Source organism: Kitasatospora sp. NPDC043949, from assembly GCF_056435365.1.
In genome coordinates this window covers 137202-150039 of record NZ_JBWKEQ010000008.1, presented here as the reverse complement: position 1 = coordinate 150039, position 12838 = coordinate 137202, and the positions used below count along the sequence as shown (strand labels likewise).

9 protein-coding genes and 1 tRNA gene are annotated in these 12838 nt (G+C 72.6%); 9 read left to right on the top strand and 1 reads right to left on the bottom strand.

What is annotated here, in order from left to right:
• The first annotated feature begins 81 nt into the window (after window positions 1–81).
• The gene (locus AC07AL_RS09575; protein ID WP_478317275.1) at window positions 82–999 is read left to right on the top strand and encodes a carbohydrate kinase family protein; all 918 of its coding nucleotides are present in this window, start codon (window positions 82–84) and stop codon (window positions 997–999) included.
• 116 nt (window positions 1000–1115) lie between these two features.
• A complete protein-coding gene (locus AC07AL_RS09570; protein ID WP_478317274.1) occupies window positions 1116–2156 on the top strand; it encodes a trypsin-like serine peptidase in 1041 nt (346 codons plus the stop codon).
• Window positions 2157–2265: 109 nt separating this feature from the next.
• Here AC07AL_RS09570 and AC07AL_RS09565 read toward each other — a convergent pair.
• Window positions 2266–2337, bottom strand: a tRNA-Arg gene (locus tag AC07AL_RS09565).
• Window positions 2338–2534: 197 nt separating this feature from the next.
• Here AC07AL_RS09565 and AC07AL_RS09560 point away from each other — a divergent pair.
• The 7 genes from AC07AL_RS09560 (at window position 2535) to rho (ending at window position 12780) form a co-directional block, all read left to right on the top strand.
• On the top strand, window positions 2535–2954 hold the full coding sequence (locus AC07AL_RS09560) for a response regulator (RefSeq protein WP_363582150.1): 420 nt from the start codon (window positions 2535–2537) through the stop codon (window positions 2952–2954).
• Window positions 2955–3038: 84 nt separating this feature from the next.
• A complete protein-coding gene (gene argS, locus AC07AL_RS09555) occupies window positions 3039–4700 on the top strand; it encodes an arginine--tRNA ligase (RefSeq protein ID WP_363581970.1) in 1662 nt (553 codons plus the stop codon).
• A gap of 85 nt (window positions 4701–4785) precedes the next feature.
• Window positions 4786–6228 carry a diaminopimelate decarboxylase gene (lysA, locus tag AC07AL_RS09550; protein WP_363581972.1) on the top strand — a complete coding sequence of 481 codons (1443 nt, stop codon included), beginning with the start codon at window positions 4786–4788 and terminating at the stop codon, window positions 6226–6228.
• A gap of 138 nt (window positions 6229–6366) precedes the next feature.
• The gene (locus AC07AL_RS09545; RefSeq protein WP_363581974.1) at window positions 6367–7659 is read left to right on the top strand and encodes a homoserine dehydrogenase; all 1293 of its coding nucleotides are present in this window, start codon (window positions 6367–6369) and stop codon (window positions 7657–7659) included.
• Window positions 7660–7668: 9 nt separating this feature from the next.
• Entirely contained in the window at window positions 7669–8766 is a 1098-nt protein-coding gene (gene thrC / locus AC07AL_RS09540; protein ID WP_063347816.1) for a threonine synthase, read from the top strand.
• Window positions 8767–9127: 361 nt separating this feature from the next.
• Window positions 9128–10066, top strand: coding sequence for a homoserine kinase (gene thrB, locus AC07AL_RS09535; protein WP_350879612.1), 939 nt, complete (start codon window positions 9128–9130; stop codon window positions 10064–10066).
• A 596-nt stretch (window positions 10067–10662) separates the two neighbouring features.
• Window positions 10663–12780 carry a transcription termination factor Rho gene (gene rho / locus AC07AL_RS09530; protein ID WP_363581978.1) on the top strand — a complete coding sequence of 706 codons (2118 nt, stop codon included), beginning with the start codon at window positions 10663–10665 and terminating at the stop codon, window positions 12778–12780.
• Window positions 12781–12838: the final 58 nt, after the last annotated feature.

Genomic DNA, 12838 nt, shown 5'->3' with positions numbered 1-12838 from the left:
AATTTTCAGCAAGACCTTGCAGTCAACCTCCGGCGCCTGCTTGACTCCTGGCCACCGTCCAGGAACCGAGGAGGCGCCGTCGTGCTGCCCGAGTTCGACCTGCTCGTCGTCGGCGGCTCCGGCGTCGACACCATCGTCCGGGTGGACCGGCTGGAGGTCCCGCCCGGCGACTCGCTGTTCGTCGGACCCGTCCGCGACTACGTCGGCCACACCGGCAACGGCGTCGCCCTCGGCGCCCACCACCTCGGCCTGCGCACCGCCTTCCTCGACTTCCTCGGCGACGACCCGCAGGGCGCCCTGGTCCGCGCCTCCTACGAGCGCCACGGCCTGCACTTCGCGCACCTGGTGAGCCCGTACGGCACCCCGCGCGGGGTCAACCTGGTGGACGCCGCCGGCCGCCGGTTCTCCTTCTTCGACGGCCGCCACCCCGCCGACCTGCGGCTGCCGCCCGAGTTCTACCTGCCGTACGCGCGGCGCAGCCGGCACGTCCACCTCTCCATCACCGGCGTCAACCGGGACATGTACGCCGACCTCCACCGGCTCGGCCGCACCACCTCCACCGACCTGCACGACTGGGACGGCACCAACCCGCACCACCGCGACTACGCGCTCGGCTCGGACCTGGTGTTCCTCTCGGTGGCCGGCTGCCGCGGCCGGCACGAGCAGGTGATGCGCGCGATCCTCGCCGAGGGCCGCGCCGGTGTCGTCACCGCCACCGCGGGCGCCGACGGCTGCTACCTGCTCACCCGGGACGACGACGAGGTGCACCACCTCCCGGCCGTCGACCCGGGCCGCCCGGTGGTGGACACCAACGGCGCCGGGGACGCCTTCGTCGCGGGCTTCCTCGCCGCCTGGTTCCGGGGCCGCCCGCCGCTGGAGTGCGCCCGGGCCGGCTCGGTCGCGGGTGCCTTCACCTGCACCGTCGCCGGGACGCACACCGCCTTCGTCGGGGCCGAGGAGCTGGGGAGCGCGCTGGACCGCTTACTCGCCGACGGGTGAGGTTTTTCTCATGGATATCCCAGCCACCGGTAACGACCTTTCCAGGCTGAAACGGCATAGTCGTTGATCGCACGCAGCCCCCGGGAAACCGTCGATCACTGGCAGGAGAGACAGACATGGGTCAGCACCGCCGCCCGACGTCGCGCCGCCGCCGCAGCCTTCTGGGGCCGACCCTGTTCACCGCGCTCTCGGCGGTGGTGGTGGCCGCCGTGGTCACCGGTACGCACGGGCTGAGCCTGTCCGACGCGACGGCCGCCGGGAAGGCGGCCCGCAGCTCCCGGGCCGCCGTCGCGCCGGCGGCGACCGGGCCCGCGTCCGAGGCGCCCGCCGCACCCGCACCGGTCGACGCCCCTGCTCCGACCGACAGCCCCTCCGCCGCCCCGGCCGACAGCCCGACCGACAGTGCGACCGACAGTGCGACCGACAGTGCGAGCGCCGACCCCGGCAGCGCCCCGGCGGCCACCCCGACGCCCTCCGCGCCGGCCACCCCCGACACCCGCGGCGCCGTCCTCGGCACCACCGCCACCGCCGCCGCCACCCCCGAAGCGGCCACCGTGGGCGCGCTGTTCAGCGGCACCGTGGCGGCCGGAAACCACTTCTGCACCGCCAGCGTGCTGCACAGCCCCGGCGGCAACCTGCTGCTGACCGCCGCGCACTGCCTCAGCAGCGCCGGCGGCGTCACCTTCGTCCCCGGCTACCGCGACGGCTCCGCCCCGTACGGCAGCTGGCAGGTCACCGCGGTCCACACCACCACCGGCTGGTCCCAGAAGGGCGACCAGGACGAGGACTTCGCCATCCTGGAGACGGCCCCGAGCAACGGCCGCAACGTCGAGGACGTGGTCGGCGGCAACCGGCTCGGCGCCGACGAGCCCTTCGGCGCGACCGTCCGCCTCTACGGCTACCCCGGCGACGCCGAGGAGCCCATCCTGTGCACCAACACCACCGGCCGGCAGAGCACCTACCAGCGCGTCATCGACTGCCCCGCCTACCCGTCCGGCACCAGCGGCGGCCCCTGGATCAACGTCGCCACCGGCGACGTGGTCGGCGCCATCGGCGGCTACCAGCAGGGCGGCGACACCGACGACGTGTCCTACAGCGCCTACTTCGACCACACCATCGCCGGGCTGGTCTCCCAGGTCGAGGGCACCTCGTCCTGAGCCCGGCCGGGCCGGCACCGCGCGCCGCCAACCGGGCCCGGACATGACGAAGGCCCAGATCCGTGGATCAACTCCACTGATCTGGGCCTCAGTTGCACTCCTTGCGAAGTGCCCCCGGTAGGATTCGAACCTACGCACCCGCCTCCGGAGGGCGGTGCTCTATCCCCTGAGCTACGGGGGCCTGCTCGGTGTCGTCGGCGTTTCGGCCTCCGACGTGAAGAACACTACCAGGCTCCGGGCGTGGTCCGTGCACGGGTTTGCGGCGGGGGCGCCGGAGCGGGTGCGGGTGCGCCGGCGGCGGGTGGCGGGGGTCGGTGGAAGTGCCCAAAGGCCGGACGGGGCGGCGGGGGCGCCGATACCCTCGGTGAGGTGTCGGGAGTGTCCGGGCGGGTCCTCGTGGTGGACGACAGCGAGGTGATCCGCCAGCTGATCAGGGTCAACCTGGAGCTCGAGGGCTTCGAGGTGGTGACCGCCGCCGACGGCGCCGAGTGCCTGGAGGTGGTCCGCCGGGTGAAGCCGGACGTGGTGACGCTGGACGTGATGATGCCGCGCCTGGACGGCCTGCGGACGGCGGCCCGGCTGCGCGCGACCCCGGGGACCAGCCGGCTGCCGATCGCGATCGTGAGTGCCTGCACCCCGGCCGATCTGGACCTGGGGGAGGCCGTCGGGGTGGACGGCTACCTCGGCAAGCCCTTCGACCCGGCCGATCTGGTGGCGCTGGTGCGGCGGCTGATGGCTCTGGGGGGACAGCCGGGCGGGTTTCGCCCTGAGCGAACAGAGCGGACCGATCGAGGCTGACACCGCTGACGGGAGGGCTCGCGGGCGTCCCGACCGGCAAACCGGGTGGCGGGCGGGCACCCCGTCTCGCCTACGCTTGGCGTCGTGACACCCGCAGAGCTTTCCCAGGCAGTCCAGGCCGCAGTGAGCGCCGCCGTCGAGGCGGGCGAGCTGACCGTCGCCGTGCCCGAGCACGTGACGGTCGAGCGACCCAAGAACAGGGACCACGGCGACTACGCGATCAACGTGGCCCTCCAGCTCGCCAAGGCGGCCGGCCGCCCGCCGCGAGCCGTGGCGGAACTGCTGGCCGACCGCCTGCGAGGGATCACCGGCGTCGCCAAGGTCGACATCGCCGGGCCGGGCTTCCTGAACATCACCATGGACGCCGCGACCCAGGGCGCGCTGGCGCGCACCATCGTCGAGACGGGCGAGGCCTACGGGCGCAACGAGGCGCTCAAGGGCCTGAAGATCAACCTGGAGTTCGTCTCCGCCAACCCGACCGGCCCGATCCACATCGGCGGCGTCCGCTGGGCCGCCGTCGGCGACTCGCTGGCGCGCGTGCTGCGGGCCAGCGGCGCCGACGTCACCACCGAGTACTACCTGAACGACGCCGGCGTGCAGATCTCCAAGTTCGCCGGCTCGCTGAAGGCCGCCGCGAACGGTCAGCCCGTCCCCGCCGACGGCTACGTGGGCGAGTACATCGGCGACATCGCCAAGGCGATCACCGACGGCGTCCCGGGCGTGCTCGACCTGCCCGACGCCGAGCAGCTGGAGGCCTTCCGCACCGAGGGCCTCAAGCTCATGGTGGCCGAGATCCAGCGCTCGATGCAGGAGTTCGGCACCCACTTCGACGTCTGGTTCTCCGAGAAGACGCTGCACGAATCCGGCGCGGTCGAGAAGGCCATGGACCGGCTGCGCGAGCAGGGCCACGTCTTCGAGCAGGACGGCGCGGTCTTCCTGCGCACCACCGACTTCGGCGACGACAAGGACCGCGTCCTGGTCAAGGCCGACGGCGAGACCACCTACTTCGCCGCCGACGCCGCGTACTACCTGTCGAAGCGGGACCGCGGTGCCGAGGTCTCCGTCTACATGCTGGGCGCCGACCACCACGGCTACGTCAACCGGCTGAAGGCCATCGTGGCCTGCGCGGGCGACGACATGAACCGCAACATCGAGGTCAAGATCGGCCAGTTCGTGAAGATGCTTCGCGACGGCGAAGAGGTCCGCATGTCCAAGCGGGCCGGCAACATCATCACGATCGACGACGTGATCGAGTGGATCGGCGTGGACGCCGCCCGCTACACCCTGACGCGGTCCCCCACGGACTCCACCATCACGCTCGACATCAACGTGCTGACCAGCCAGTCCAACGAGAACCCGGTCTACTACGTCCAGTACGCGCACACCCGGATGTGCGGCGTGGCCCGCAAGGCCGCGCAGCTCGGCGTCGACAAGGGCGCGGCGGAGGACTTCAAGCCCGAGCTGCTCGCCACCGTGTGGGAGAACGACATCCTCGGTGCCCTCGGCGAGTTCCCGCGGATCCTGGCCACGGCCGGCGAGCTGCGCGAGCCGCACCGGGTCGCCCGCTACCTGGAGGACCTGGCGGGCAAGTACCACCGCCTGTACGAGAACTGCATGTTCCTGCCCAAGGGCGACGAGGAGCTCACGGACACGCACCGCGCCCGGCTCTGGCTGGTCGAGGCCACGCGAACGGTGATGGCCAACGGCCTGACGCTCCTGGGCGTCACGGCGCCCGAGCGGATGTAGGCACCACCCCCAAGTGCGCAGCGGGGGCGGCTGACGGTCAACGGAGACCGTCGCCGCCCCTCGCCATAGGTCAAGGAAGCAGGACATGTCTCGCTCCGCACACCCCGCAGGCCCCCGTCACGGTGACGTGCTGCCCGAGGGCCACTACGCCGCCCCGCCGGCCGACCTGAACGCGCTCGACCCCAAGGTCTGGTCGCGCACCGTCGCCCGCGACGCCGAGGGCGTGGCCACCGTCGGCGGGATCGACGTCAAGTCCCTGGCGGCCGAGTTCGGCACGCCGGCCTACGTGCTCGACGAGGACGACTTCCGGGCCCGGGCGCGGGCCTGGCGCGACGCCTTCGGCACCGAGGCGGACGTCTTCTACGCCGGCAAGGCGTTCCTCTCCAAGGCGATCGTGCGCTGGCTGCACGAGGAGGGCCTGAACCTCGACGTGTGCAGCTCCGGCGAGCTGACGGTGGCGCTGGCCGCCGGGATGCCGCCGCAGCGGATCGCGCTGCACGGCAACAACAAGACGGCGGACGAGCTCGAACACGCGGTGAAGACCGGCGTCGGGCGCATCGTGGTCGACTCCTACGAGGAGATCGAGCGGCTGGCCGCGATCACGGCCCGCCAGGGCGTCCGCCAGCAGGTGCTGATCCGGATCACCGTCGGCGTCGAGGCGCACACCCACGAGTTCATCGCCACGGCGCACGAGGACCAGAAGTTCGGGCTGTCCCTGAGTCTGGCCGCGCCGCGAAGCGGCTCGGTCGAGGGCGGTGGTGGGCGACGGGAGGGCGGCTCGGCCGCCGAGGCGGTGCGCCGGGTGCTCGGGCACGAGGGCCTGGAGCTGCGCGGCATCCACTCGCACATCGGCTCGCAGATCTTCGACACCGCCGGTTTCGAGGTGGCCGCCCGCCGGGTGGTCGGCCTGCTGGCCGAGATCCGCGACGAGCACGGCGTCGAGCTGCCCGAGATCGACCTGGGCGGCGGCCTGGGCATCGCGTACACCAGCGAGGACGACCCGCGCGAGCCGGCCGAGATCGCGGCCGCGCTGGCCGACATCGTGCGCCGCGAGTGCGCCGCCGCGAACCTGAACACCCCCCGGCTGAGCGTGGAGCCGGGCCGGGCGATCGTCGGCCCGACGGCGTTCACGCTGTACGAGGTCGGCACCGTCAAGCCGCTGGAGGGCCTGCGCACCTACGTCAGCGTGGACGGCGGGATGTCCGACAACATCCGGACCGCGCTGTACGACGCCGAGTACTCGGTGGCCCTGGTGTCGCGCCGCAGCGACGCCGAGCCGATGCTGGTGCGGGTGGTCGGCAAGCACTGCGAGTCAGGCGACATCGTGGTCCGGGACGCCTTCCTGCCGGCCGACCTGGCCCCGGGCGACCTGATCGCGGTGCCCGCAACCGGCGCGTACTGCCGCTCGATGGCGAGCAATTACAACCACGCCCTGAAGCCTCCCGTGCTGGCCGTCAAGGACGGCGCCGCGCGGGTGATTGTCCGGCGCGAGACGGAGGAGGATCTCCTGCGTCTCGATATCGGATGACGAAATCCTTGTCTCAGATCATGGAACGACCGTAGATCCGTGCGGGAAGTCCCCGAGACTGGTACGGACCGAAGTTCCCGGCGGCCCCCAGAATCCCGCCGGAATTACCGAAGCACGAAGAATGCAGAGCGGAGTCGGATGATGCGTACGCGCCCGCTGAAGGTGGCGTTGCTGGGTTGTGGTGTGGTGGGCTCCGAGGTGGCGCGCATCATGACGACGACGGCCGACGACCTCGCCGCGCGCATCGGTGCCCCGGTCGAGCTCGCGGGGATCGCGGTCCGCCGGGCCGGCCGGGTGCGCCCGGGCGTGCCCGAGCACCTGATCACCACCGACGCCGAGGCCCTGGTCAACCGGGGCGACATCGACGTGGTGGTCGAGGTCGTGGGCGGCATCGAGCCGTCCAAACACCTCATCCTGTCGGCGTTCCAGCGGGGCGCCTCGGTGGTCAGCGCCAACAAGGCGCTGCTCGCCAAGGACGGCACCGAACTGCACGCCGCGGCCGCCGCGGCCGGGGTGGACCTGTACTACGAGGCCGCGGTGGCGGGCGCGATCCCGCTGCTGCGCCCGCTGCGCGAGTCCCTCGCGGGGGACAAGGTCAACCGGGTGCTGGGCATCGTCAACGGCACCACCAACTTCATCCTCGACAAGATGGACACCACCGGCGCCGGCTACTCGGAGGCGCTGGAGGAGGCCACCGCGCTGGGCTACGCCGAGGCCGACCCGACGGCCGACGTCGAGGGCTTCGACGCCGCCGCCAAGGCCGCGATCCTGGCCGGCATCGCCTTCCACACCAAGGTCACCGCGGCGGACGTCTACCGCGAGGGCATCACCGAGGTGACGGCCGCCGACATCGCCTCCGCCAAGGAGATGGGCTGCGTGGTCAAGCTGCTCGCGATCTGCGAGCGGGCGGCGGACGGCGAGTCCGTCACCGCGCGGGTCCACCCGGCGATGATCCCGCTGTCGCACCCGCTGGCCTCCGTCCGCGAGGCGTACAACGCGGTGTTCGTCGAGGCCGAGGCGGCCGGCCGGCTGATGTTCTACGGCCCGGGCGCGGGCGGCTCGCCGACCGCCTCCGCGGTGCTCGGCGACCTGGTCGCGGTCTGTCGCAACAAGCTGGCCGGTGCCACCGGTCCCGGTGACTCGGTGTACACGCAGCTGCCCGCCAAGCCGATGGACGAGGTGGTCACCCGCTACCACGTCAGCCTGGACGTGGACGACCGTGCGGGTGTCCTCGCCCAGGTCGCGTCCGTCTTCGCGGAGCACGGCGTCTCCATCGACACCGTGCGCCAGCAGGGCCGCGACGGCGACGCCTCGCTCGTCGTGGTCACTCACCGTGCCACCGACGCCGCGCTGTCGGCGACGGTCGACAAGCTCCGCGCGCTGGACAGCGTGCGGGACGTGGCCAGCATCATGCGGGTCGAAGGGGAGTAAGGAACAGCCATGAACGCCGTTGCCGAGAACGTCGTCCGAGGCGCGCACACCCACCAGTGGCGCGGCCTGATCGAGGAGTACCGGGACCGCCTGCCGGTCACCGCGGCCACCCCGGTGGTCACCCTGCTGGAGGGCGGCACGCCGCTGGTCCCCGCCCAGGTGCTGTCCGAGCGCACCGGCTGCGAGGTCTACCTCAAGGTCGAGGGTGCCAACCCGACCGGCTCCTTCAAGGACCGCGGGATGACGATGGCCATCTCCAAGGCCAAGGAGGAGGGGGCGCAGGCCGTCATCTGCGCCTCCACCGGCAACACCTCGGCCTCCGCCGCCGCGTACGCGGTGCGGGCCGGGATGGTCTGCGCGGTGCTCGTCCCGCAGGGCAAGATCGCCCTCGGCAAGATGGGCCAGGCGCTGGTGCACGGCGCCAAGATCCTCCAGGTGGACGGGAACTTCGACGACTGCCTCACCCTCGCGCGTGAGCTGTCCGAGAAGTACCCGGTGGCGCTGGTCAACTCGGTGAACCCGGTGCGGATCGAGGGCCAGAAGACCGCGGCCTTCGAGATCGTCGACATGCTCGGCGACGCCCCGGACATCCACGTCCTGCCGGTCGGCAACGCGGGCAACATCACCGCGTACTGGAAGGGCTACCGCGAGTACTCCGCCGACGGCCTGGCCACGCGCACCCCGCGGATGTGGGGCTTCCAGGCCTCCGGCTCGGCCCCGATCGTGGACGGCGCGCCGGTGCTCAAGCCGCAGACCATCGCCACCGCGATCCGGATCGGCAACCCGGCCTCCTGGGACTTCGCGCTCGCCGCGCGGGACGAGTCGGGCGGCCTCATCGACAAGGTGACGGACCGTCAGATCCTTTCTGCCTACAGGCTGTTGGCCGCACAGGAGGGCGTCTTCGTGGAGCCCGCCTCGGCCGCCTCGGTGGCCGGCCTGCTGGCCAAGGCGGAGGCCGGCCTGGTCGACCCGGGCCAGCGCATCGTCTGCACCGTGACCGGCAACGGCCTCAAGGACCCGGACTGGGCGGTGGCCGGCGCGCCGCAGCCGCAGATCGTCCCGATCGACCCGGAGGCGGCGGCGCAGCGCCTGGGCCTGCTCGACTGACCTGCCGTCGGGCTCCACGGGCGCCCGACGCCTCGACGGGCCGACCCTTTCGGGGGGCGGCCCGTCGATGTTCTCCGGTGACACTTTTGTGTCAATTACGCCGCGCATTCCGATCCGATTCCGGTACGCATTCCGGCCAGAAGCGGCAACACACCAGATCGGAGGACCACGGGGTGTACCACTGGGGAACCTCTCTTCGATACTCTGGGTTCGGCCGTGTGGCACATGCCCCGGGTCCGGCCTTCTCCAGGCCGCGCCAACGACCGTGACCGCCCGCCCCGCCGGGGCCTGTGGTCCATTCCCCGCCTTCGCACCGACGACGCGATCCGCGCCGCCCGATTTCCCCAGGAGAGTCCACCGCATGGCCGGTCCCGCGTTCCGTGCCGCCGCCGTCCGGGTCCGGGTTCCCGCGACCAGTGCCAACCTCGGCCCGGGCTTCGACGCCTTCGGCCTCGCGCTGGGCCTGTACGACGACGTGGTCGTCCGGGTCGCCGACTCCGGGCTCTCCATCGACATCGCCGGCGAGGGTGCCGACACGCTGCCCCGCGACGAGCGCCACCTGCTGGTCCGCTCGATGCGCGCCGCCTTCGACCGCCTCGGCGGCCAGCCGCGCGGCCTCGAAGTGGTCTGTGCCAACCGGATACCGCACGGCCGCGGCCTCGGCTCCTCCTCGGCCGCGATCTGCGCCGGCATCGTGGCCGCCCGCGCGGTCACCATCGGCGGCCCGTCCGCGCTGGACGACGACGCGCTGCTGGCCCTCGCCTCCGAGCTGGAGGGCCACCCCGACAACGTCGCGGCCTGCCTGCGCGGCAACTTCACCATCGCCTGGACGGACGAGGAGTCGGCCAAGGCGGTCAGCCTGGAGCCCTCCGACCAGGTCGTCCCGGTGGTGTTCGTCCCCGCTGACGAGGTGCTCACCGAGACCGCCCGCGGCCTGCTGCCGAAGACCGTGCCGCTGACCGACGCCGCCGTCAACGCCGGCCGCGCCGCGCTGCTGGTCGAGGCGCTGACCAGGCGGCCCGAGCTGCTGCTCGCCGCCACCGAGGACCGCCTGCACCAGGACTACCGCTCCTCCGCCATGCCCGACAGCGCCGCCCTGGTGGGCGCGCTGCGCGCGGAGGGCGTCCCCGCGGTGATCTCCGGGGCCGGCCCGACCGTCCTCGCGCTCACCGACGAGGCGGGCGCCGACAAGGTGCTCTCCTTCGCCGGGCACCACGGCCACGGCGGCGACCCGGCGTTCGCCGCGCACCGCCTGGAGCTCGACCGGATCGGGGCCACCGTGCTCCCGCTGGACGGCTGAACGGCCCGTCCGGGCTGCTCGTCCGGCCCGGCCCGGCCACCTGAGAGCCGGGCCGTCCGGACACGATTGGCAAGCGCAAGGCTGGGGAATGTCTGAGGGGGTCGGTAGTGTTAACCTCATTGCTGCACCAGGTGCCCTCCGGGGCTCGGTGCGCCGCGTCCCGATCCCAGCACTCCACTGCCGTGGAGTCGCGGCGATGCACGGGGCGACGATTCTCCGGGAGCCCACCGCAGCGCGTACGCAGCCTGCCTGCGCGACACGCGGCCGCATCCCGAAGCCGTGACGGCACCTGACTCCCACCCGCGGCCTCCCACCTTGAGGCCAGGACGGGCGGAGCGCGGTCCACCGTCACGCGACGGGGGCCCGGGATTCGCAGGCAAGCGTGGGGGTACGCCCGGTCGGCACACGACCGACCGGCCCGCCGCGCCACTCAGCACCACCGTGCTTCACGCACCGCACCTCGCAGCTCTCCCTCGACCGGCTTCCGCCTTTCGGGGGATCACCGCCTCGGACCGACGCAGTCGAGCGTCGGTCAGGACAGCACAACCGGTCGCCGAGCCAGACAGGCCGACGTCCGCTCCAGGGAAGGACCCTTAGTGAGCGACTCCACCGATCTGATGGGCGCGCGCCCGGACGCCGAGGCGTCGGACGCAGCCGCCGCCCCCGCGGCCCCGGCGCGGCGCCGCCGTACCGCCGCCGCCGGCCTGGACGGCATGGTCCTGGCCGAGCTGCAGAAGCTCGCCGGGGACCTGGGCATCACCGGTACCGGACGCATGCGCAAGAGCCAGCTGATCGAGACCATCAAGGAGAAGAGCGGCGGAGACCCGCTGCTCGCCGCCGGTGGTGCTCCGGCCGCCGCCAAGCGCACCGCCGCCAAGGCGGACGCCGCCGAGGCGCCGGCCGAGAAGCCGGCCCGCCGCACCAAGGCCGCCGCCGCTGCCGCTACCGCCGCCGCGGCCCCGGCCGCCGCCGAGTCGCAGGCCCAGATCGAGATCCCGGTCCAGGCCGCCGCCGAGACCGCCGCGCCTGCCCGTGCCGAGCGCACCCGCCGCCGCGCCACCTCGGCCGCCGGTGCCCCGACCGCCGACGCCACGGCCGACGCCGCCGTTGCGGTGGCCGAGCCCAAGCAGGCCGAGACCCGCCAGGCCGAGACCCGCGCCTTCGAGGGCCGCGAGGAGGGCCGCACCGAGACCCGTCGCGACCGCCGGGACCGCCGGGACCGCGGCGACCGCCCGGAGCGGGCCGACCGCCCCGAGCGCGCCGAGCGCCAGGACGGCGGCGAGGCCCAGGACGGCGACTCCCGCGAGTCGCGCCGCGACCGCCGCAACCGCCGCGAGCGCACCGACCGCCAGCCCCAGCAGGGCGGCGGCCAGCAGCAGGCCGGTCAGGGCGACGGCCAGCAGGCCCGCCAGGGCGGCCAGCAGACCCAGCAGCCGCAGGTCCAGCAGGGCGGCTACGACGACGACGAGTTCGGTGACGGCCGCCGTGGCCGCCGTGGCCGCTACCGCGACCGCCGGGGCCGTGGCGCCCGCCGCGAGGGCTTCGAGGCCGGCCCCGCCGAGCCGCAGGTCGGCGAGGACGACGTCCTGATCCCGGTCGCGGGCATCCTCGACATCCTCGACAACTACGCGTTCGTGCGCACCTCCGGCTACCTGCCGGGCCAGAACGACGTCTACGTCTCGCTCGCCCAGGTCCGCAAGAACGGCCTGCGCAAGGGCGACGCCATCACCGGCGCGGTGCGCCAGCCCAAGGACGGCGAGCGCCGCGAGAAGTTCAACGCCATGGTGCGGCTGGACTCCGTCAACGGCATGGACCCGGAGAGCGGCCGCGGCCGCCCCGAGTTCAACAAGCTCACCCCGCTCTACCCGCAGGACCGGCTGCGTCTGGAGACCGACGCGGGCATCCTGACCACCCGGATCATCGACCTGGTGTCGCCGATCGGCAAGGGCCAGCGCGGTCTGATCGTCGCGCCGCCGAAGACCGGCAAGACGATGGTGCTGCAGGCGGTCGCCAACGCGATCACCCACAACAACCCCGAGTGCCACCTGATGGTCGTCCTGGTCGACGAGCGTCCGGAAGAGGTCACCGACATGCAGCGGTCGGTGAAGGGCGAGGTCATCTCCTCGACCTTCGACCGCCCGGCCGAGGACCACACCACCGTCGCCGAGCTGGCCATCGAGCGCGCCAAGCGCCTGGTGGAGCTGGGCCACGACGTGGTCATCCTGCTGGACTCGATCACCCGCCTCGGCCGCGCCTACAACCTGGCGGCGCCGGCCTCCGGCCGCATCCTGTCCGGTGGTGTCGACTCGACCGCGCTGTACCCGCCGAAGAAGTTCTTCGGCGCCGCGCGCAACATCGAGAACGGCGGCTCGCTGACCATCCTGGCCACCGCGCTGGTCGAGACCGGCTCGCGCATGGACGAGGTGATCTTCGAGGAGTTCAAGGGCACCGGCAACATGGAGCTCAAGCTCGACCGGAAGCTCTCGGACAAGCGCATCTTCCCGGCCGTCGACGTGGACGCCTCCAGCACCCGCAAGGAGGAGATCCTGCTCGGCAGCGAGGAGTTGGCCATCGTCTGGAAGCTGCGCCGGGTGCTGCACGCGCTCGACTCGCAGCAGGCGATCGAGCTGCTCCTGGACAAGATGAAGCAGACCAAGAGCAACGCCGAGTTCCTGATGCAGATCGCCAAGACCACCCCCGGCTCCAACGACTGACCGTAGCCGGACGGTTGTCGCCCACCGAACCCCGGACCGCGCGAGCGGTCCGGGGTTC

Excerpts from the sequence above, each read along its gene's own strand:
- AC07AL_RS09570 (WP_478317274.1), top strand. The coding sequence starts at position 1,116 with ATGGGTCAGCACCGCCGCCCGACGTCGCGCCGCCGCCGCAGCCTTCTG.
- lysA (WP_363581972.1), top strand. The coding sequence starts at position 4,786 with ATGTCTCGCTCCGCACACCCCGCAGGCCCCCGTCACGGTGACGTGCTG.
- AC07AL_RS09545 (WP_363581974.1), top strand. The coding sequence starts at position 6,367 with ATGATGCGTACGCGCCCGCTGAAGGTGGCGTTGCTGGGTTGTGGTGTG.
- thrC (WP_063347816.1), top strand. The coding sequence starts at position 7,669 with ATGAACGCCGTTGCCGAGAACGTCGTCCGAGGCGCGCACACCCACCAG.
- thrB (WP_350879612.1), top strand. The coding sequence starts at position 9,128 with ATGGCCGGTCCCGCGTTCCGTGCCGCCGCCGTCCGGGTCCGGGTTCCC.